Source organism: Listeria kieliensis (genome assembly GCF_003369925.1).
Classification (GTDB): domain Bacteria; phylum Bacillota; class Bacilli; order Lactobacillales; family Listeriaceae; genus Listeria; species Listeria kieliensis_A.
The window spans coordinates 795,473-816,125 of record NZ_LARY01000001.1 but is presented as its reverse complement, the minus strand read 5'-3'; the positions used below and the strand labels follow the sequence as shown (position 1 = coordinate 816,125).

The 20,653-nt window shown below is 40.9% G+C and carries 20 protein-coding genes; 6 read left to right on the top strand and 14 right to left on the bottom strand.

Translation table 11 applies throughout. From position 1 onward, the window contains the following. Positions 1–84 precede the first annotated feature (84 nt). From UR08_RS04085 to UR08_RS04060, 6 genes are all read right to left on the bottom strand, one after another. Complete coding sequence (locus tag UR08_RS04085; protein WP_115752376.1) at positions 85–1,752, bottom strand: ribonuclease J; 1,668 nt, start codon at positions 1,750–1,752, stop codon at positions 85–87. A 14-nt stretch (positions 1,753–1,766) separates the two neighbouring features. Beyond that, positions 1,767–2,651, bottom strand: coding sequence for a 4-hydroxy-tetrahydrodipicolinate synthase (gene dapA / locus UR08_RS04080; protein WP_115752375.1), 885 nt, complete (start codon positions 2,649–2,651; stop codon positions 1,767–1,769). A gap of 25 nt (positions 2,652–2,676) precedes the next feature. Then, positions 2,677–3,888: an aspartate kinase gene (gene dapG / locus UR08_RS04075; protein ID WP_115752374.1), complete on the bottom strand. Its 1,212-nt coding sequence runs from the start codon at positions 3,886–3,888 to the stop codon at positions 2,677–2,679. 14 nt (positions 3,889–3,902) lie between these two features. Beyond that, positions 3,903–4,946 carry an aspartate-semialdehyde dehydrogenase gene (locus tag UR08_RS04070; protein WP_115752373.1) on the bottom strand — a complete coding sequence of 348 codons (1,044 nt, stop codon included), beginning with the start codon at positions 4,944–4,946 and terminating at the stop codon, positions 3,903–3,905. Positions 4,947–5,087: 141 nt separating this feature from the next. Continuing rightward, positions 5,088–7,253: a peptidoglycan D,D-transpeptidase FtsI family protein gene (locus UR08_RS04065; protein WP_115752372.1), complete on the bottom strand. Its 2,166-nt coding sequence runs from the start codon at positions 7,251–7,253 to the stop codon at positions 5,088–5,090. 159 nt (positions 7,254–7,412) lie between these two features. Further along, entirely contained in the window at positions 7,413–8,021 is a 609-nt protein-coding gene (locus tag UR08_RS04060; RefSeq protein ID WP_036073760.1) for a superoxide dismutase, read from the bottom strand. 315 nt (positions 8,022–8,336) lie between these two features. On the opposite strand from UR08_RS04060, the gene UR08_RS04055 reads away from it, so the two are divergent. The 4 genes from UR08_RS04055 (at position 8,337) to UR08_RS04040 (ending at position 11,502) form a co-directional block, all read left to right on the top strand. Then, a complete protein-coding gene (locus UR08_RS04055) occupies positions 8,337–9,125 on the top strand; it encodes a DUF1189 domain-containing protein (RefSeq protein ID WP_115752371.1) in 789 nt (262 codons plus the stop codon). 149 nt (positions 9,126–9,274) lie between these two features. Then, positions 9,275–10,384, top strand: coding sequence for a flavodoxin-dependent (E)-4-hydroxy-3-methylbut-2-enyl-diphosphate synthase (gene ispG / locus UR08_RS04050; protein ID WP_115752370.1), 1,110 nt, complete (start codon positions 9,275–9,277; stop codon positions 10,382–10,384). Between the two features lie 78 nt (positions 10,385–10,462). Next, positions 10,463–11,179, top strand: a complete 717-nt coding sequence (locus UR08_RS04045) for an AzlC family ABC transporter permease (RefSeq protein WP_240616039.1) — start codon at positions 10,463–10,465, stop codon at positions 11,177–11,179. Next, positions 11,176–11,502 (top strand): AzlD domain-containing protein, encoded by a 327-nt coding sequence (locus UR08_RS04040; protein ID WP_115752368.1) that lies wholly within the window; start codon positions 11,176–11,178, stop codon positions 11,500–11,502. The genes UR08_RS04045 and UR08_RS04040 overlap by 4 nt, the downstream gene beginning before the upstream one ends. 23 nt (positions 11,503–11,525) lie before the next feature. Here the strand turns inward: UR08_RS04040 and UR08_RS04035 are convergent, their stop codons facing one another. From UR08_RS04035 to UR08_RS04025, 3 genes are read right to left on the bottom strand one after another with little or no spacing between them, the layout of a single operon-like run. Next, positions 11,526–11,960, bottom strand: a complete 435-nt coding sequence (locus UR08_RS04035; RefSeq protein ID WP_115752367.1) for a Fur family transcriptional regulator — start codon at positions 11,958–11,960, stop codon at positions 11,526–11,528. Then, positions 11,941–12,819 (bottom strand): metal ABC transporter permease, encoded by an 879-nt coding sequence (locus UR08_RS04030; protein WP_115752366.1) that lies wholly within the window; start codon positions 12,817–12,819, stop codon positions 11,941–11,943. Before UR08_RS04030 ends, UR08_RS04035 begins: the two co-directional genes overlap by 20 nt. After that, positions 12,794–13,573 carry a metal ABC transporter ATP-binding protein gene (locus UR08_RS04025; RefSeq protein ID WP_240616021.1) on the bottom strand — a complete coding sequence of 260 codons (780 nt, stop codon included), beginning with the start codon at positions 13,571–13,573 and terminating at the stop codon, positions 12,794–12,796. Before UR08_RS04025 ends, UR08_RS04030 begins: the two co-directional genes overlap by 26 nt. Before the next feature lie 153 nt (positions 13,574–13,726). On the opposite strand from UR08_RS04025, the gene UR08_RS04020 reads away from it, so the two are divergent. Next, positions 13,727–14,419, top strand: a complete 693-nt coding sequence (locus UR08_RS04020; protein ID WP_115752365.1) for a hypothetical protein — start codon at positions 13,727–13,729, stop codon at positions 14,417–14,419. 42 nt (positions 14,420–14,461) lie between these two features. On the opposite strand, the gene UR08_RS04015 is transcribed toward UR08_RS04020, so the two are convergent. Genes UR08_RS04015 through UR08_RS04005 form a run of 3 tightly spaced genes read right to left on the bottom strand, consistent with a single transcriptional unit; the run spans position 14,462 to position 17,634 of the window. Continuing rightward, positions 14,462–15,388: a manganese-dependent inorganic pyrophosphatase gene (locus UR08_RS04015; RefSeq protein ID WP_115752364.1), complete on the bottom strand. Its 927-nt coding sequence runs from the start codon at positions 15,386–15,388 to the stop codon at positions 14,462–14,464. 33 nt (positions 15,389–15,421) lie between these two features. Then, on the bottom strand, positions 15,422–16,315 hold the full coding sequence (locus UR08_RS04010; protein ID WP_115752363.1) for a deoxyribonuclease IV: 894 nt from the start codon (positions 16,313–16,315) through the stop codon (positions 15,422–15,424). A 2-nt stretch (positions 16,316–16,317) separates the two neighbouring features. Continuing rightward, positions 16,318–17,634 carry a DEAD/DEAH box helicase gene (locus UR08_RS04005; protein WP_115752362.1) on the bottom strand — a complete coding sequence of 439 codons (1,317 nt, stop codon included), beginning with the start codon at positions 17,632–17,634 and terminating at the stop codon, positions 16,318–16,320. 149 nt (positions 17,635–17,783) lie between these two features. On the opposite strand from UR08_RS04005, the gene UR08_RS04000 reads away from it, so the two are divergent. After that, complete coding sequence (locus UR08_RS04000) at positions 17,784–18,782, top strand: 4-hydroxy-3-methylbut-2-enyl diphosphate reductase (RefSeq protein WP_115752361.1); 999 nt, start codon at positions 17,784–17,786, stop codon at positions 18,780–18,782. Positions 18,783–18,831: 49 nt separating this feature from the next. On the opposite strand, the gene UR08_RS03995 is transcribed toward UR08_RS04000, so the two are convergent. Further along, the gene (locus tag UR08_RS03995) at positions 18,832–19,953 is read right to left on the bottom strand and encodes a Nif3-like dinuclear metal center hexameric protein (protein ID WP_115752360.1); all 1,122 of its coding nucleotides are present in this window, start codon (positions 19,951–19,953) and stop codon (positions 18,832–18,834) included. Then, entirely contained in the window at positions 19,950–20,651 is a 702-nt protein-coding gene (locus UR08_RS03990) for a tRNA (adenine(22)-N(1))-methyltransferase (RefSeq protein ID WP_115752359.1), read from the bottom strand. The genes UR08_RS03995 and UR08_RS03990 overlap by 4 nt, the downstream gene beginning before the upstream one ends. Positions 20,652–20,653 lie beyond the last annotated feature (2 nt).

The following is a 20,653-nucleotide window of genomic DNA, read 5'->3' as shown; positions in this document are numbered from 1 at the left end:
CATTTATCCTCTAACTCTTTTCCCGGATTTCTCTAAATAAAAACAAAGAAGTTTTAGGCTAGCTTTTTAGCTAGCCTAAAACTTCTAGACTTCCATAATAATTGGTAAAATCATCGGACGGCGTTTTGTTTGTTCAAACAAGAAACGATTTAGTTGATCGCGAATATCCTGCTTCAACTTCGACCATTCAAACTCACTATCTTGCAAGTTTTTCTCAATGATTTTACTTACAAGTTTTTGAGAGTCTTCAATTAAGCGTTCCGATTCACGTACATACACAAAACCTCTTGAAATCATTTCAGGTCCTGAAATGATTTTTTTATGGCGCCGACTAAGCGTAACCACAACGATGAAAATCCCGTCTTCCGAAAGAAGTTTTCGGTCTCTTAAGACAATGTTCCCAACATCGCCAACACCTAAGCCGTCGATCAGCGTATTCCCAGCATAAACGCGGTTCCCAACGGACATGCGCCCTGCTTTATATTCCACGACTTCTCCTTTTCCAACTACAAAAACATTGGATTTTGGAATGCCCACGCTATTTGCTAGTTTAGCATGTGCAATGAGCATCCGATATTCGCCGTGAACGGGTACAAAGTAAGTTGGTTTCAGTAAATTGAGCAATAATTTCAAGTCATCTTGGCTTGCATGCCCAGACACAAACAAATCACGGCTCATCGTGAGAACACGTGCACCAGCTCGGTACAGCATATCGATTGTTTTTGCCATCATTGTTTCTAAAGATGGGCTTGGTGTTGTTGTGATATAAACGGTATCCCCCGCTTTAATATTGACTTTTGGATGATTTCCTTTTGTCATTAATTGAAGCGACTGAATTGGCTCACCAAGATTTCCTGTTTCAATGATAGTAATTTCATCATCTGGGTATTTTTTCATTTCTTTAAATGGAATAATCAAATCATCGTCCATTTTGAGCTTATCTAAGCTACTTGTAATTTCAACAACGCGTTCTAGTTCTTTCCCAACGATAACGACTTTTCGTTTTGTTGCCGCAGAAGCATCTAGCACTTGTTGCAAACGAATAACATTCGAAGCTACACAAGCAACGATAATCCGACCCTCAGCCGTTCGAAAAGCGTGACGCACTTCTTGTTCGATTTCGCTATCGCTCGAAGTTGTTCCTGGATGCTCGGCTTCCGAGCTATCTGATAGCAAGGCCAGAACGCCAGCTTCTCCAACATCTGCAATGGCACTAAGACTTGTTTCATAGCCTTCTTTTGCGGATTGATCAAATTTAAAATCACCCGAATAAACAATCGAACCTTCACTCGTACCAATCACAATCCCAACTGAGTCAGGAATCGTGTGTGTCGTCCGGAAAAATTGGACATTGACTTTATTAAATTTGATGACGCTATCTTCATCAATCACATGGAAATTTTTAAACCGCACTTTCCGGTATTCTTTAACAGAATTTTTAGCGAGTGCGATCGTTAATTCAGTCCCGTAAACAGGCGCTTTGACCTTTTGAAGCAAATAAGGCAAAGCTCCAATCGCATCTTCATGTCCATGAGAAAGGATAATCGCTTTCACACGGTCTTTATTTTCTTCTAAATATTTGAAATCAGGAATAACAACATCAATGCCTAGAAGTTCATCTTCTGGGAACATCAGCCCAGCATCTAAGACAAAAATTTCATCGTCTACTTCGACGACATACATATTTTTCCCGCTTTCATCTACCCCGCCCAGCGGAATAATTTTAATCTGTTTCGCTTTTTTTAGTGGCAAAGCGTAAACCTCCTTTAGCTTTTTTGCGACTCTTCATAAATCGCTTTAAGTTTCTTGCCTTGTTCCTCGTCTAAATCAACAAGCGGCAAGCGAACGTGACCAACATCAACGCCCCTATCATTTAACAAAAACTTCGTCGGAGCAGGATTTGGTGAACTAAACAAACCACGCATAAGTGGAAGCAGTCTTCTGTGGATTTCAGCTGCTTTTTTCACTTCCCCGTTCTCGTAAGCTTCAATCATTTCTTTCGTTTCATTTCCCGCCACGTGGCTCAGTACAGAAACGACACCACGACCGCCGACTGACAAAATAGGGAGTGTTAAGCTGTCGTCTCCGCTATAAACGGTAAAGTCATCTGCTGTTTCTTCCACGATTTGCGAAATGTTTTCTAAATTTCCACTTGATTCTTTTACGGAAACAATGTTCTCCAGTTTGGATAATGCAATAATGGTTTCTGGCTCGATATTAACAACAGAACGTCCAGGAATGTTATAAATCATAATTGGTAGCGGACTATTTTCTGCTACCGCTTTAAAATGTTCATAGATTCCTCGTTGATTTGGTTTATTGTAGTAAGGTGTGACAACAAGGGCTGCATCATAGCCCCCTAAGTCTGCAACTTCTTTTGTAAACGCAATCGTTTCTGCCGTATTATTTGATCCTGTTCCAGCAATTAATTTTGCTCGGCCATCATTTGCCTTGACGACTTCCGTCATTAATTTGATTTTTTCATCATGAGATAGCGTTGGCGATTCTCCTGTCGTTCCAGAAACAACTAACCCGTCTGATCCCGTTTCAATCAAATGATTCACAAGTCGATGAATTCGTTTACGACAAACAACATCTTTCTCCGGATGAATTGGGGTCACCATGGCTGTAATTACTTTTCCAAAATCCATATTTAATCCCTCCTGATTCGCATTTTTATTCCACTTCTAAGCAAAAAGTATCATGCAAAGCATTGACTGCTTGAATTAAATCTTCTTCACTAATCAGCACCCAAATCGTGGTATGGCTATCTGCAGACTGTAAAATCTGAATCCCGAGTGCTGCTAGAGCACTGACAATTTTGGCCGTAACACCTGGAACACCAGTAATCCCTGCCCCAACGATTGATACTTTCGCGCAGTGTTCCGTAACAAGCACTGAAAATCCTTGTTTTTCAAGTAGTTCGACTGTCTGCTTTCTTTTTTCTTCTGGAACAGTAAACGCAATATTTTCAGTCCCGATGCTGATAAAGTCAAGACTGATCCCATGTTCCGCTAAAAGACTAAAAGCATCCTGTTGCTTGTCTGGTGTTTCGATTCGCACATTGATTTGCGTTAAATTCGTGACATGAGCGATTCCTGTTACAAGGCGTTCTTTAATATCAAAGTGACTTTCTTCATTCGAAAGCGCCGTAACAAGTGTCCCTTCGCCGTCCAGATAGGTGGAACGAATTCGCATCGGAATCTTCGCCGTCATCGCAATTTCAACCGCACGTGGATGAATGACTTTTGCACCTTGATAAGCCATATTACTCACCTCGTTATAGCTAACGCGAGGAAGGCTACGCGCATGTTCGACAATCCGTGGATCCGCCGTCATCATCCCGTCAACATCAGTAAAAATATCCACGAAATCCGCTTGGAGCGCAACACCAAGAGCCGCTGCAGAAGTATCACTTCCACCTCGACCTAAAGTTGTGACATCGCCATGTTCGTCTACACCTTGGAACCCGGCTACGACAACGACATCTACTTGATCGAAAGCTGCACGAATTCGTTTCGGATCCACTTCGAGAATTTTTGCATTTAAGTGTTCACTTGTTGTCAAAATGCCTGCTTGCCCGCCAGAAAAGCCAACAGCATTCACGCGAGCTTCTTTCAACATGTTTGTAAATACCGCGCAAGAAATCGTCTCACCAACAGAAAGAAGCATATCTTCTTCACGACTTGAAAGTTTTGTCTCTTTGGCACCAATTAGTTCAAGCAATGTATCCGTTGCGTAAGGATCACCAAGGCGACCAATAGCCGAAACAACAACGACCACTTTATAACCAGCTTCTGTTGCTCGCTTGATATGGCCAAAAGCCATTTTTCGTGTTTCTTCACTTTGGACGGAAGTTCCGCCGAATTTTTGCACGATCAAATTCATTTTTAAGAACACCTCTAAATAATTTCTAATTTCACAAGACTTTCAGCAATTTGAATCGAATTCCAGGCAGCTCCTTTTAGTAAGTTATCTGAAACGATCCACATGTGGAAGCCTTTAGGATCGTCAAGATCGTGCCGCACGCGCCCCACAAATACTTCTTTTTTATTTTCAGAAAGAGCTGCTTGCGGATAGATTTGATTGGCTGGATCATCTTCCAAGACAATTCCCGGCGCATTTTTTAAAGCTTCTTGAATCGCTTGAGCCGAAACCCCCGCTTCTTCCACTTCAATATAAACAGACTCTGAGTGCCCTGTTACAACTGGAATCCGCACGCATGTCGCCGCTACTTTCATCGTATCATCTTCCATAATTTTGCGCGTTTCATTGATCATCTTCATCTCTTCATATGTATAATCGTTATCTGTAAATACATCGATTTGAGGAAGCGCATTAAACGCGATTTGGTAGTGTTTCTTGTCACCTTTAACCGGTAAGTACTCCGGTGTAAAATCTTCCCCATCTAAAATAGCACGTGATTGATCCTTTAACTCTTGAATCGCTGAAATTCCTGAGCCCGAAACTGCTTGATAAGTCGAAACAATAATTCGATTCAGCCCAAATTTTTCACGAATTGGTTCAAGCGCCGCCACCATTTGGATCGTTGAACAGTTTGGATTGGCGATAATACCCGCATGTCTTTTGAGCGCTTCTTCATTCACCTCTGGAACAACAAGCGGAACAGTTGGATCCATCCGAAAAGCACTTGTATTGTCGATCACGATCGCGCCTCTTTGCACCGCTTCTTTCGCCAAAGCCTTAGAAACCGAGCCACCCGCACTGAAAAGCGCAATATCTACCCCCGAGAAACTCTCCGGTTTAGCTTCTTCAATTGTGATTTCTTCTCCGCGGAAAGTTTTTTTCTTGCCCGCTGAACGAGCTGACGAAAGAAAAGAAACCTTTCCAATTTCAAACGAAGTAACTTGCTCTAATAATTCGATCATTTGTGTTCCAACTGCTCCTGTTGCCCCGACAACCGCCACATGATAGTTTTTTGCCATGACCTATTTCCTCCTCCTCTTCGGAAAAAGTGATTCGTTCACTTTAAACTCTTCTTATCATACCATAAAAGCTCTTATTTCGCAGTTCTTTTAGTGCCTATTCCAAAAAAAGAATCCCGCCCATAACGGACAGGATTCTTTTTACTTCTCAGTTTGTTTCGACTGTGCTTCACGCGCTTGTGCAACATTGTTAACAGGTTGATTCACGTGTGAGGTTTCTTTCTTTTGTTCAGCACGTTGTTTTTTAAGCTCAAAGTATTTATCAAATACTTCTTTAGCGATACTCATGTTGATTTTCGAATCGCTATATCCGTTACGATATTCCCAAGGAACAACGACTGCAATCGAAATTTCCGGTTTTTTAACCGGTGCATACCCAACAAAAGTAGTATTCCACACATCTGCCATGTTATTGCCTTCTTTTGGTCCATCATAGAAAGCTTGAGCCGTTCCTGTTTTTCCAGCTACATCATAGTCAGAAGACGTAAACACCGAACGCGCCGTTCCGCTAGAACCATGGGTTACCGCATAGAAGCCTTTTTGAATAGTTTCAATATCAGCTTCAGAAACGCCTAGTCGGTTCATTACTTTCGGTTGCGTACTTGTTGCAAGCGATCCAACTGTGTCTCCACTCGTACTTGGGTTACGAATTTCTTTTAACATCGTTGGCGCAATCCGTGAACCGCCATTTGCGATAACAGAGGAGTATTGCGCAAGTTGGAGCGGTGTATAGGAGTCATATTGTCCGATGGCAAAATCGAGAATCTTACCAACCGTGTCATCCGACCCTTTATATCCGATTTGCTCTCCAGGTAAGTCAATCCCAGTTTGAACACCAAGACCAAATTGGTTGTAATAATAACGCATCTTATCAAAAGTTGTAAGCGGTGCACGAAGCGGTCCATCATAGACGTATTTCGCGCCAGCCATTTTCATTGAAACTTGATACATATACGAGTTTGATGAAATTTCAAGCGCTCCAACTGGACTAAGTGTACGCGTTCCTTCTCCGTTCCGGTTAAACCAAGAACTTTTGGCTTTTGTTCCCTTAAATTTAATGGGTTTATCTGTAAAGTAAGTGTTTCTTGTAATCGAATCACTCATGATCCCGCCAAGAACAGTTGCTCCTTTAACGGCTGAACCCATGTTATAAGCCGTTGTAAAACTTCCCAGTGAATAATCTTCAAACGATCCATCACTGTTTAGTTTTTGACCAGCCAGTGAAAGAATTTCTCCACTATAAGGATCCATCGCGACAACAAATGCACGATCTAATAAGTCAGATCCGCTTGCTGCTTTCCCTCTTTTAATGTTATTACGAAGGATTTCTTCTACAGCACGCTGAAAGTCTAGATCAACAGATAAAACGAGATCTTTCCCTTTCGAGCCTTCTGTTTTTTGTACAGTTTCAATAATATTTCCTTGCGCATCCATTACACTTTCAGACTGAGATTTTTGCCCAGCCAAAATACTTTGGTATTCAGATTCAAGGTAGCTTTTCCCAACACGGTCGTTCCGACTATAACCTTGTGAAAGATAGTATTCTGCTTTTTCTTTCGGCAGCCCTTCTTTCGCAGAAGAAACGGATCCAAGAATCGAGCGAAGGGTTTCATCATACGTGTAGAAGCGATTCCAGTCAGTTGTCGTATCAACACCCGGTAATTTTTCCAAGTTTTCACTCACACGAGCGATTTCTTCATCCGTTACATCTTTTCCCTTAACAATGGATTCTGTCATCGCATAACCACTTGTCATTTTTTTATAAATCGTAGCGATTCGTTTATCGTCAGTTGATAAATCATCCAAATCTTTTTTTGTCACATCTTTAACTTGTTTCTTGTACATCGCAGAAGAATCTAAGTTTTTCTCTTTTGCAGAAAGACGCTTAAGCGATTCTTTTTCATGCGTTAAAATCCAGTAATCTTGTAAATCCCGTTCCGTTAATTTTTCAGGTTCAACTTTGATCATTTTATCGAGTTTCTTAGCAACCTGTAAAATCTCAGATGTTTTCGTTTTCTCACTGCGTGTATACGTAATCGTTTTTACAGCTGTATTACCAACTAAGAGGTTATAATTTCGGTCAAAAATAACACCCCGAGGTACATTTTTTGAAACCGTTACATTATCCGTTTCCTCGAGTTGACGTTTATACGTATCGCCTTGAACAATTTGAACAATTCCAAGCCGTAAGATTAAAACAGAAAACAAAATGAAGATAACAAAAAATAAAATGTTGAGACGGAGTGGAATAACGGCACGTTTTTTCTTTTTGATTGGATCTTTCTTTTTTCTAAAATTCAGTTTCACGTATCACAAACCCTCTCTTTGTTTAATGCCTCTTCCTATTGTATCTGAAAACCATCAACTTTTCCACTTTATCCAGATAAGAATTTCATTAAAAAAAGTAAAAGAAAACCGTAAGAAAGGAGATAGTCCCTCTCTTACGGTTTTCTACTCACATCTATTTTATTTAGCAGCTTCGAAACGACGTGCTACTTCATCCCAGTTTACAACATTCCAGAATGTATCGATGTATTCTGGACGACGATTTTGGAATTTCAAATAGTAAGCATGTTCCCAAACATCAAGACCAAGAACTGGTGTATAGCCTTCAGTAAGTGGTGAGTCTTGGTTTGGCAAGCTGATGATTTCAAGTTTGCCATCTTTCAAAACAAGCCAAGCCCAACCTGATCCGAAACGAGCCGCTGCTGCAGCCGCAAATTTTTCTTTAAATGCATCAAAGCTTCCGAAAGTACTGTCAATTGCTTCTTTCAAAGCGCCAGCAGGTTCTCCGCCACCATTTGGACTCAAGATAGTCCAGAATAAGCTGTGGTTAGCGTGACCGCCACCATTATTACGAACCGCTGTGCGGATGCTTTCAGGAACGCTGTTTAAATCAGCTACAAGATCTTCTACTGATTTACTTGCAAGTTCCGGATAATCTTTCACCGCATCGTTTAATTTTGTTACATAAGTATTGTGGTGTTTCGTATAATGGATTTCCATTGTTTCCTTGTCAAAATTTGGTTCAAGCGCATCATACGTATATGGTAGTTTTGGTAATTCGTATGCCACTGTCAATTCCTCCTCGAAAATAATTTTGATTGTCGCAAGCGAAACTAAGACTGTATCTATTGGCTTAGTATCTACATCCATAGTACTAACAACAAAGATGTAAAAAAGCCTCTTCTAGTCCTATCGTTTACATCTTTTAGCCTAACATGATTAACCTACTGATGCAATTTTTCTGCTTCCAGCAATTTCTCTTTGCTTTTAAGCTAAATTCAAGCTATCATTAAAAACAGACAGGGCCTTGAGAATCGCTATACGATCTTTCTCTTCCCTCTTCAAAAATTTTCAAACAAATATTGTGAGGTGCTGACTACAAAAATGAATATCTTTAAGCGTTTTTGGAGAAGTATTTATTCTCCAAAAGATATTGCAACCTTCCGAAAAGATAAAACAAGTAAAAGTATCACTTATCTTATCGTACTGGGATTTCTTGCCTTTTTACCACTCGCTTACTATACGACGACGACAACACAAAATGTACTTAAATTGAGCAAAGAATCCTTACAAAATCAAATCCCAGATTTTAATGTTCAAAGCGGAAAACTCGTCACGAAAGATCAATCTGCCGACGATCTTCCCATTTCAATCGATGAAGGAAGCTTGCATATTTATTATGACGCGAGCGGAACTCTTGATAAAGACGATGTAGATAACAAAATTGGTTCCTACGAAAGTGCTTTTGCTTTCTTATCGGATGGCGTTTACATCACGGCTGGTGGTTTCTCTCAATCCTTTAGCTATAAGACGCTTGGGATTTCTGATAAAGACGATCTTTTAACAATGTATGGATCGGTGACAGATGTGACTAAATATGTGGTTCCTTTGATTCTGCTTTTCCTATTCATATTTATGCTCGGCATGATGTTTTTCCGCGTTGCGATTTACGGTCTATTTGGCTTTATCTTGACTGGATTCGGACGGGGCGGCGTGAGCTACCGGGAAAACTGGATGATTGCGACCTACGGAATCACACTTGCAACGGTCTTCAGCATGGTGGTGGAATGGCTCCAAATTCAAGTTCCCTTTGGAATGGAAATCAACATGGCGGTTAGCTTGATCGTTATTTTCCTTGCGATTCGGACGATCCCGCAAAACAAACCTGAATAGAAATTTGAAGAGGTCACCATTATTTGGAGGCCTCTTCTTTTTTTCTTAGAAAAATTTAATCTAAGAGTTAGTGCTTTCCTCTAAAAAAAGTGATATGATACTAAAGAAAAATAAATTCTGAATAGTGAATGTAAAAGGAGAGAATTTCCTTGAACGAGAGAACTTTACGAACTGAAACCCGTCCGGTTAAGGTCGGTAATTTAACAATTGGCGGGAGCAATGAATTATTTATCCAAAGTATGGCAACAACAAAAACACATGACGTTGAAGCTACAGTTGCTGAAATTTTGCGACTTGAAGAAGCTGGATGTCAAATTGTTCGAGTGGCTTGTCCGGATGAACGTGCGGCGAATGCTTTAAGCGATATAAAGAAACGCATCCACATTCCGCTTGTGGCAGATATTCATTTTGATTATCGTCTTGCTTTAAAAGCTATCGAAGCAGGAGTTGACAAAATTCGAATCAATCCCGGAAATATTGGTCGCCGGGAACGCGTCGAAAAAGTGGTAACTGCAGCTAAAGCAAAAGGCATCCCAATTCGTATTGGAGTCAATGCTGGAAGCCTTGAAAAGAAAATTATCCAAAAATATGGCTATCCAACGGCGGATGGCATGGTGGAAAGTGCGCTGCATCACATCAAAATTTTGGAAGACTTGGATTTCCATGACATCATCGTGTCTCTTAAAGCTTCGGATGTGAATTTAGCAATTGAAGCCTACGACAAAGCAAGTCGTGCTTTTGATTATCCCCTCCACCTTGGGATTACAGAATCTGGAACTCAATTTGCTGGCGGAATCAAAAGCGCTGCCGGGCTGGGTGCTATTTTAAGTCGCGGCATCGGGAATACGCTTCGCGTTTCGCTTAGCGCCGATCCTGTTGAAGAAGTAAAAGTGGCTCGTGAATTGCTCAAATCATTTGGCCTTTCGTCTAACGCGGCAACACTTATCTCTTGCCCAACTTGTGGTCGGATCGAAATTGATTTGATCAGCATTGCTAATGAAGTAGAAGAATACATTTCAAGCATTAAAGCGCCGATTAAAGTGGCTGTGCTTGGATGCGCAGTGAATGGCCCTGGGGAAGCTCGGGAAGCGGATATCGGAATCGCGGGGGCTCGCGGTGAGGGACTTCTTTTCCGACACGGGAAAATTGTTCGGAAAGTTCCTGAAGAGACTATGGTAGACGAATTGAAAAAGGAAATTGATATTTTAGCTGAAGAATATTTTGCTAAAAAGGCAGCTGAAGAACAAGCAGCCAATTAAATTTATCCTAGGAAAACGAAACAGACCACCACGGTGGTCTGTTTTTTCTTGCCTTTTTATGTTACGACTAGCAAAAAAATAAAAAAGGAGCATGAAACAATGAATCAACAGCAAAACTTTCTCGCCGGAGTAAAAGCCTGCTTGCCAACTGTTCTCGGGTACGCTGGTATTGGAATTGCGGCTGGAGTTGTCGGAAAAGCCTCACAACTTTCTATTCTCGAAGTCACCCTTCTTGCAACGCTTGTTTACGCGGGAGCTTCTCAATTCATAATTTGTGGCATGCTCGTTCTTCACACCCCGATTTCTGCCATCGTTTTTACGGCTTTTTTGATTAATTCGCGACACTTTTTGATGAGCATGGCGACAGCCCCGAGTTTTAAAAAAGAGTCCTTGTTACATAACCTTGGAATTGGGGCGCTTTTGACCGATGAATCTTTCGCGGTGGCGATGAATAAAATCAGTCGAAGCGATCAAATTTCTGTTCAGTGGATGCACGGTTTAAATTTAACTGCCTACCTTGCTTGGATTTTAGCATGCTTTTCCGGAGCACTGCTTGGTACCTTTTTACCAAATCCAGAAAGCTTCGGCCTAGATTTTGCCTTAACTGCCATGTTTATCGGCTTACTTTATCTCCAACTGATCAGCGATAAATCGAAAAAAATACTCCACTCACTTCTTGTGATGGCAAGTGTTGCTGTTCTCGTGATCTTATTAATGCGCTTTTTGAGTCCAGAACTGGCTGTTTTACTCGCAACCCTCATCGGGTGTTTGATAGGGGTGGTGACTGAAAAATGACAATTCATGCGTATACCCTTTTAACAATTCTCGGCTGTGCACTTGTCACACTCATTCCGCGTATTCTGCCATTTCTTTTAGTCAGGAAAATGAAGCTGCCAGAGTTTTTGCTACGATACTTGTCCTATGTTCCGCTTGCCATTTTGACCGCCCTCTTTGTACAGAGCTTATTGCAAAAAGAAGCTGGGCAGTTTCCGAGCATCAAGTTATTGCCATTTCTTGCTTCCTTGCCGACTATTTTAACCGCCATCCTCACTAAAAGCTTGATCGCGATTGTCATTATCGGCGTACTTTCTATGGCACTACTCCGGCTCTTCATTTAAAAACAGCGTAAAGCGAGCTCGCTTTACGCTGTTTTTTCTTTTGCCAAACATTCCGGACATTTCCCGTAAATCTCAAATTTATGTCCATCAATTTCGTATCCAGGAAGAGCATCCGTCAGAAAATCCATCGGGCAAAGTAAAATTTCTCTCGTTTTCCCGCAACTCAAACAAATAAAATGATGATGGTGATGTTCATGAGAACAAGCTAACCGAAAATTTCGCTCACCGGAAAGCTCCGTTTCTTCAAAGATTCCAAGTTCGACAAATAGCGCCAAGTTCCGGTAAATCGTATCAAAGCTAATCCCCGGAAAATCATCCTTCATATTTTCTTGCACTTCTTTTGCCGTTAAATACCGATTTTTCCGCACAAAGAGTTCAATCAAAAATTCACGTTTATCGGTATGTTTATAACCCGAAGTTTTCATTTTATCCAAAGCTTCATTCACTGATAATGCCATTTTCCTCACCTCGTTTAGAAAGTATCCACTTGATTCGTATTTTTTGATAAATCATCGTCAAGATCAAAATCAAAACAGACAAAATCACAATGGTTCCACCCGGTGCCAAATCAAGATAATAAGCACTGATTAAACCGCCTAAAACGGCAATCTCCCCAAAAATCACAGCAATGATGATCGTTTGTTTAAAACCACGTGCAATTCGAATGGCTGCTGCTACAGGAAGAGTCATTAACGAAGACACCAGTAAAATGCCAACGATTCGCATCGAGCTTGCAATCACGAGTGCGACTAACACCATAAAAATCATATCAAATACTTTAGCACGAATACCTGAAACTTTGGCATATTCTTCATCAAAAGATAATAAAAATAGTTCTTTATAAAGAAGTAAAATGACGATGAAAACAAAAATCGCAATACCCGTAATCGTCCACATATCCGAGCGACTAACTGCACTAACACTTCCAAACAAGTAGCTAAACAAATCTGTATTAAAGCCATTCGCCAAGGAAATGAAAATCACCGAAAAACCCATTCCGGCCGACATAATGATCGGTATCGCAAGCTCTTCAAAGTGACGGTAGACAGACCGGAGTTTTTCCATTAAAAGAGAGCCACCTGTTGCAAAGCCGAAACCGAGATAAAGCGGATTTAGCCCCGCAAGCGGTCCGTAAGTTTTGCTTAAAAACAAGCTAACCGCAATCCCCGCAAGGCTAACATGACTCAAGGCATCCGCCATTAGCGATAGTCTCCGTACGACAATAAAACTACCAAGTAACGGTGCAACGATTCCGATCACAAGCCCAACAATAAACGTGTTACGAATAAAATCAAACTGAAACAGGGTGGCAATCACAGTGCGTCCCCTCCTGTTCCATGTAATGGTTCCCAGTTGCTTCTATTTCGCGCTCTTCAAGATAAAGTCCGTAGTCACGTGCTGACCCGTCAAACAGGACTCTTTGATTTAAACTCACAACATGATCGACGTATTGACTGACAGCTAGAAGATCATGTGTCACTAAAAGAAGCGTCATCCCTTCTTCTTGGTTGAGCTTCCTAAGCAATTCATAAAAGGACTGGACGTTACGAGCATCAACGCCCACTGTAGGTTCATCTAAAATAAGTAAATCGGGTTTACTCACAAGCGAACGTGCGATAAAAACGCGCTGCTGTTGTCCTCCTGAGAGCTCTCCGATATTACGATTTAAAAACGCCGTCATTGAAACCCGTTCAAGAGCTTCCTCGATCTCGCGTTGATCTTGCTTATTTAGTAATGAAAATAACCCCTTTTTCTTGGTTAAACCACTTGCAACCACTTCTTTTACAGTTGCAGGAAATGCGGAGTTAAAAGAATTGGCTTTTTGTGAAACAAAACTGATCTTTTCCCGCTCTTTGAACGCGCTACTATCTTCCCCAAAAAGCGTGATCGTTCCCTTCTGAATTTTGAGTAAACCCAGAATTAATTTCAATAATGTCGACTTTCCCGAACCATTCGGCCCAATCAGTCCAGTAAAACTTCCCTTTTCAATATTCATCGAGATATCTTCTAAAACCTCATCCCGGTCGTAATGAAAAGATAGGTTTGAAACCTGCAGCACTGCTTCTTTCAATTTGTTCCACTCCTTTAATGCCTTGTTCGCATTTTACATTATAGCTGACTTTTGATAGAATGTAAATCGAAATGATTTCGATTAAGAAAGGAGACGATTATTTTCCCTCATTTTGGGGAATAGCCTTACAAGAAGGAGAGGAATCAATTACATATGCAAATTATTTGGATGTTTTTAACTTATTTAGCCATGCTCGCCTTCCATGTTGTAGCAGAATGGTTACCCTTAAATGGAATGACAGCAAATGAAATAAGCAAAGAGTATCAAGCTTCACTCTTACCCGCTGATTTTGGCTTTATTATTTGGGGCGTGATTTGTCTTGCTTTATTCATTAGCATGGTAAGTGTTGCAAGCAGAAAAAGCCTAGTCAGTTCTAAATGGATTCCCAGATTTATTGTCAGTAACTTTTTAAGCATTTTCTTCACGATTAGCTGGCATTATAATTGGATTTTTCTTTCAGTTATTCTTTTACTCATCTGGGTGGTTACAGTTCAGCGTTTGTACCAAGAAATCGATCGGCGAAATAAAATCGCGCGTTTCCCGCTGTCGCTTTATTTTGGTGGACTTTCGGTCTCTTTCTTCATTGTCCTAGATATTTATCTTGCCAAAATTCACGCAGAACTGGGAAGTGTACTCCCAATTTTGCTTTTAATCATCGGCTTTTTGCTAGCTTTCACGATTCGTTACAGAGAGCAAAATTTCGCTTATCCACTTAGCGTCATCTGGCTTTACTTAAGTATCTTTTTCGGACAGCTAAGTCCCCATCCGAACACCGCTTATACTGCTATTTTTTTCGCATTCTTATTAATTCTTACTTATTTTTCCAGACGACCGAAAGTGCACTAAAAAAGAAAGGGCCAACAGAAATTTCCTGCTGACCCTTTCTTTTTATTTGGTAAAGATTTCAGTAAGAACGGGAACGACTTGTTTTTTCCGAGAAACAACGCCAAGAAGCGGTGCTTTATGATCGGTAAGTGTCACGTTATATGCCTGTTCGACAGCTTGTGTTTTTTCACCATAAGCAATACCAATAGAGTCGTTCGTCAAGATGTTTGTAACAACAAATAGATAAAGATCAAGCCCTTTATCAGCAACGGTTTTCGTAATCACCGGCTCTACTTCTTCCATTCTCGAAAGCACATCATTTTCATCTACCACATTGATTTGCGCGATCTCTACTTTTGCACCACCCATGTCAAATTCTTTCGCATCTAGTAAAAGTTCAGCAACAGTTTTTGTGCTTACATCCGCTCCTGCACGAAGCATTTTCATTCCATACGCTTCAAGATCAAGATCCGCAATACGAGCAAGTTCAGCCGCTGCTTTTTTATCTTCTTCCGTACATGTTGGCGATTTAAACAATAGCGTATCAGAAATAATCGCTGAAACCATCAATTGTGCCGTCACCTTTGGAATAGCAATTTCTTTTTCATGAAATAATTTTACAAGAATCGTCGCTGTACAACCAACTGGTTCCGCTCTGTAATAAAGTGGATCAGCCGTTTCAAAGTTTGCGATTCGGTGGTGATCGACAACACTATGTACCGTTACTTTTGCAATATCATCAGCACTTTGTTGTGCTTCATTATGATCGACAAGGCAAACCGTATTCACTTCGTTTGCAACCGTTTCGACAAGTCGAGGTGCTTCGATACCAGCTTCCGCTAAAACAAAAGCCGTTTCCGAGTTCACTTCACCAAGTCGAACGGGCTCTACTTGAGCGCCCTCTGCTTTTTTTAATTCACTGAATGCAATTGCCGAACAAATCGCATCAGTATCCGGGTTTTTATGCCCAAAGACTAACATTTTTTCCATAGTTTCATCTCTCCTTTAACCTCTATCATTTTATCATTGCGCAAGAATTTTCGAAAGTAATTCTGGATCAAAAGTTCCATCTCGCAACATGGCAATTTCAAATTTATACGGCGGTTTCTTGTTTTTCTTATCCTCTCCGACATAAGGCGTCTCTAGAATTTTAGGACGATCCATTAACTGCGGATGGTGAACCACGTAATGCAAAGCGTCAAAACCGATGTGACCAAAGCCGATGTTAGCATGACGGTCTTTATGTGCCGCACGTTCATTTTTACTATCATTGATATGAAGTACTTTAAGCCGATCAAGACCGATGATTTTATCAAATTCATTTAGCACACCATCAAAATCATTCACAATATCGTAACCCGCATCATGGACGTGGCAAGTATCGAATGTAACCGATAAAAGTTCATTGTGAGTCACGCCATCAATAATCTGTGCCAGTTCTTCAAAAGTCCTACCGATTTCCGTTCCTTTGCCGGCCATCGTTTCAAGTGCAATTTGAACATCATGTTTTGGATCAAGCGCTTCATTTAGCCCTTTGATGATTTGCTTAATACCGACTTCAGCACCTTCCCCGACATGAGCTCCCGGATGAAGCACAATTTGCTTAGCAGAAAGAGCAGCTGTTCGTTCAATTTCTTGCTGTAAAAAGCTCACACCGAGTTCGTAAGTTTCCGGTTTAACTGTATTTCCGATGTTGATAATATAAGGAGCATGAACGACAATGTCGTCCATTCCGTTTTCTTTCATATGCGTAAGCCCAGCCTCAATATTCAGTTCATCAATGGGCTTACGACGAGTATTTTGTGGCGCTCCTGTGTATATCATGAACGTATTAGCGTTATATGAAAGAGCTTCTTCACTTGCTCCAAGTAGCATTTTTTTGCCACTCATTGATACATGTGAACCAATTCTCAACATAATTATTTTTTCCCCCGATTCTTTTTGCGATTTTCACGGCGTTTGATCTCTGCCATTTTGTAATTAATTTTCTTTTTATAACCTGGTTTGCGTTTTTTCTGCGCTTTTTTCCGCATTCCAATTTCACGTGGGTCAGCTGATTCACGTTTTGCTTCGCGTTTTGCGCGTTTATTGCGGTCAAAAGTTTCAACAAATTCCCCTTGTTTTAGTTCAACGTGTTTAAACGTAATTCCCCGTTTTTCAAGTTGATTCAGTTGATCTTCATCACGAGCTTCAAAAATGGTAAGTGCGATTCCGCTATGACCTGCTCTTCCCGTCCGTCCAGTCCGGTGGATATAAAAGTCATTATCTTCAGGGAGCTCAAAGTTAATGACGTGACTGATACCTTGTACATCAATTCCTCGTGCCACTAAATCAGTTGCAACGATGTACTCGAAATCCATATTTTCAATTTGTTTCATTGTCCGTTTACGTTCACGTGGGGGTACATCACCATGTACCTTAGCAACTTTAAGTCCTTCACTCACCAAATAATCATGCACTTGATCCGCTGTTTGCTTCGTATTCGCAAAAACAATGGCGAGGAACGGCTGGAACGTTAAAAGCGAATCCTTTAGCAACTCAAGTTTGTTCCGACTTTTAAGCGGAAGTAACCAGTGCTCAATCGTTTGCGCAGAGACAGCTTCAGGTGCGATATGTTCAAAGCGAGGGTTTTCCATATATTTTTTCAAAAACGGTTTTAATTTCTCTGGTATAGTCGCTGAAAAAACAAGCATTTGCAAATGAGGTGGCATTTTCCCAGCAATTTGGTCAACATCGTTTAAAAAGCCCATATCAAGCGTCATATCTGCTTCATCGATCACTAAAATTTCTGCCGTGTAAACAAAAAGCGCTTTTTCGCGAATCATGTCATTGATCCGTCCGGGTGTTCCGACAATAATTTGCGGTTGATTCTTCAATTTTTCGATCGTCCGCTGTTTATCTGTTCCACCAATTAAAAGTTGCGTCGAGATCTCATCTGGGCTATGTTTCGTGATTTTTTTAATTTCATGATAAATCTGGGTTGCAAGCTCACGACTAGGTGCTGTGATGACTGCAAACACGCCTTCTCTTTTCGGATCTAGCTTTTCTAAAATTGGTAATAGAAAAGTATGTGTTTTCCCTGTTCCAGTTTTAGATTGTCCGATAATGCTTTCTCCACGCAAAACTCCTGGAATTAACTTTTGCTGCACAGGGGTTGGCTCATAAAACCCAAGCGAGTTAATCGCTGTATTAATAAAAGGCTTAAAACCAAACTGGTCGAACCTTGTTTTCTTCATAAATTCACTTCACTCCGTTTCAGTTTCTTGTGTCATTATACCACTCGAGAGCGTTTCCCGCGACAAAAAACGAGAAAATCTAGCCAAAAAGTCATTTCTCTTATATAATGAAAACTGTAAACTGCCTACTTAGGAGGAAAATAACACGGATGGAGATTATTAAAATCAGCCCGCGTGGCTATTGTTACGGCGTTGTTGATGCAATGGTCATCGCTAAAAACGCTTCACTTGATCCAAACTTACCAAGACCCATTCACATTTTGGGAATGATTGTTCATAATAAACACGTCACCGATGCGTTTGAAGAAATCGGGATTCATACCGTTGATGGTGAAAACCGCGAAGAAATCCTTGAACAAATTGATTCTGGCACAGTCATCTTCACAGCACATGGCATTTCCCCGCGAGTTAAAGAACTTGCAAAGGCAAAAGGCCTTGTAACGATTGATGCGACTTGCCCAGATGTCATGCGGACTTACGATTTGATTTTAGAAAAAAAAGCAGCTGGCTTTCAAATTATTTATATCGGAAAAAAAGGGCATCCTGAACCTGAAGGCGCTTATGGAACAGCTCCTGATGTTGTCCATCTAGTTGAAACAACAGCAGATATTGATGCCTTACATTTTTCAGCCAATGACAAAATTTTTGTCACCAATCAAACCACGATGAGCCAGTGGGATGTACTTGATTTGATGGATTATATCCATGAGCGCTATCCACAAGCTGAAAATCACAAAGAAATTTGCATGGCCACACAAGTCCGTCAAGAAGCCGTCGCAGAACAAGCCAAAGGCGCCGATTTAACGATCGTAGTGGGGGATCCGAGAAGCAACAATACCAATCGTTTGGCACAAGTTTCAGAAGAAAAAGCTGGTGTTAAAGCTTACCGAGTCGCCGATGTTACAGAAATCGAGTTGGACTGGCTTAAAAACGTCCAAAAAGTGGCAATTACAGCTGGTGCAAGCACCCCTACACAAGTGATTCGAGAAGTCCTTGTTTACCTCGATCAATTTGATCCAAATGACGAGACAACGTGGGAAAAACATCATGAGCTAAGTGCAGATTCCATCTTACCTCGAGCTAAAAAGAAAAACATGGAAGAAAAACGACGAGCTCGCCTTGAACACTTAAAAAATGGTGGTCGATAATATAAGTAAAGCCGCTTTCCTAGTCAGGAAAGTGGCTTTTTAGATGTGTTTATAAAAAAGTAAATGGATCGGTATTTTTTTCGGAAACAATGAGTTCAACCTCAATACCAAGATTCTTAGAACGCTCTTCAAACTCTGTTTTCAAATAGCTCTTCATCACTTTTTCAATGTTATGTCCTGCGTCAATTGTTGGTAGCCCAATTGCGAGCAAGTCGTGCCCCGTGTGATAATAAATGTCTCCTGTAATCAGCACGTCGGCTCCACTTCTTTTTGCAGCATGAATAAATTTATTCCCGTCTCCACCCAGTACGGCAACCTTTTTCACTTTTGCATTTGGATCTCCAATTAACCGAACATGTTCAATCGATAAAACACCTTTCACAATGTCAATGAAAACCTCAAGTGGCATTTCTTTAGCTAGTTTTCCAACTCGTCCGAGTCCTTCTACGTGTTTGAGCCCTTCAAGTGGGTATAAGTCAACAGCAGGTTCTTCATAAGGATGTCCGGCTTTCACCGCTTTGACAGCTTGCTCAGCCAAATCTTCGCGAATAATTGCTTCAAGCCGCACTTCTTTAACACTCGCCAGTTCACCATTTTTCCCTTTTGCAGGCTTGGCGTTTTCACTTGGCTTAAATTTCCCGATTCCGCTCACTTCAAAGCTACATGATTCATACTCAGTTCCAATTTCACCAGCGCCATTATTCATCAAAATTTGACGGACCGTTTCGCTCGATTCCTCAGGTACAAAAACAACCATTTTCAAATATTTTTCAACGTGTGTAGGCACAATCACTTCAGTATCTTTTAGTTCAAGCAAGTCCGCCAGTATATCATTCACACCGCCTCTTGCGATATCCAAGTTGGTATGCGCTGCAAAAACAATAATATCGTGTTTGATCAATTTGCGAATCATTCGCCCTTGTGCAGTTTCCATATCAATTTTATGTACGGGACGGAATAAGAACGGATGATGCGCAATGATCATATCCACGCCTTGTTCGATCGCTTCATCCACTACTTCTTCAAGCACATCTAACGTAAACATGATTTTGCGAACTTTTTTTGAAAGATCCCCGAGCTGTAAGCCGATCGGATCATCTTCCATTGCCAGTTTCCGCGGAGCAATTTTTTCAAGCATCGCCACAAATTCATGACCATTTGCTGTTTTCATTTCAACACATCCTCTACTCGTTTTATTTGAGCACGAAGTTCTGTAAGTTTCAATTCATTTTCCGATGTTTTTCCCTGCTTTTCGATATTTTCCGTAATTTTCTTCCACGTATCTTGCTCATGCTGCCATTTAGAACGAAATGCCGCATTTTTCTCTTTCAATAAAAAAGGACCAAAAAAAAGCTCATCTTCTGAATAATTAACAGGCACATGTGAACGCTCGAGCACCAAAATTTCATAGATTTTACGATCTTCTTCCACGATTTCTTCTGCGACAATTTTAAATTGGTGACGCACACCCCATTCACGAATCCGGTTCGCAGCAATGTTCGGCTGCAAAATCAAGCGCGAAACACCCGCAAGTTTCTCTTCATCGTTTTCTAAAATACTCGCAATAAGCGGTCCACCCATTCCGGCAATAACCACCGTATCAATTTCATCTGACCGCTCGAGCACCTGCAGCCCGTCCCCTTTTCGAACAGAAATTTGGGCAAGAAGTCCGGTTTTTTCTACTTGATCTTGTGCCGAATGAAAGGGCCCATCAGCGATTTCCCCTGCAATGGCAAAACTTGCAAAGCCTTGAAGAACTGCATAACAAGGCAAATAAGCATGATCGCTACCGATATCCGCAATACGACTTTGCGGTTTAATAAAATGCGCTACTTTTTCCAAGCGTTTCGATAATTTTTGTTCATTCATTT

Excerpts from the sequence above, each read along its gene's own strand:
- UR08_RS04040 (WP_115752368.1), top strand. The coding sequence starts at position 11,176 with ATGACAATTCATGCGTATACCCTTTTAACAATTCTCGGCTGTGCACTT.
- UR08_RS04005 (WP_115752362.1), bottom strand. The coding sequence starts at position 17,634 with ATGAAGAAAACAAGGTTCGACCAGTTTGGTTTTAAGCCTTTTATTAAT.
- UR08_RS04070 (WP_115752373.1), bottom strand. The coding sequence starts at position 4,946 with ATGGCAAAAAACTATCATGTGGCGGTTGTCGGGGCAACAGGAGCAGTT.
- UR08_RS03995 (WP_115752360.1), bottom strand. The coding sequence starts at position 19,953 with ATGAAAACAGCAAATGGTCATGAATTTGTGGCGATGCTTGAAAAAATT.
- dapG (WP_115752374.1), bottom strand. The coding sequence starts at position 3,888 with ATGAATTTGATCGTGCAAAAATTCGGCGGAACTTCCGTCCAAAGTGAA.
- UR08_RS04035 (WP_115752367.1), bottom strand. The coding sequence starts at position 11,960 with ATGGCATTATCAGTGAATGAAGCTTTGGATAAAATGAAAACTTCGGGT.
- UR08_RS04055 (WP_115752371.1), top strand. The coding sequence starts at position 8,337 with ATGAATATCTTTAAGCGTTTTTGGAGAAGTATTTATTCTCCAAAAGAT.
- UR08_RS03990 (WP_115752359.1), bottom strand. The coding sequence starts at position 20,651 with ATGAATGAACAAAAATTATCGAAACGCTTGGAAAAAGTAGCGCATTTT.
- UR08_RS04020 (WP_115752365.1), top strand. The coding sequence starts at position 13,727 with ATGCAAATTATTTGGATGTTTTTAACTTATTTAGCCATGCTCGCCTTC.
- dapA (WP_115752375.1), bottom strand. The coding sequence starts at position 2,651 with ATGGATTTTGGAAAAGTAATTACAGCCATGGTGACCCCAATTCATCCG.
- UR08_RS04010 (WP_115752363.1), bottom strand. The coding sequence starts at position 16,315 with ATGTTGAGAATTGGTTCACATGTATCAATGAGTGGCAAAAAAATGCTA.
- UR08_RS04000 (WP_115752361.1), top strand. The coding sequence starts at position 17,784 with ATGGAGATTATTAAAATCAGCCCGCGTGGCTATTGTTACGGCGTTGTT.
- UR08_RS04015 (WP_115752364.1), bottom strand. The coding sequence starts at position 15,388 with ATGGAAAAAATGTTAGTCTTTGGGCATAAAAACCCGGATACTGATGCG.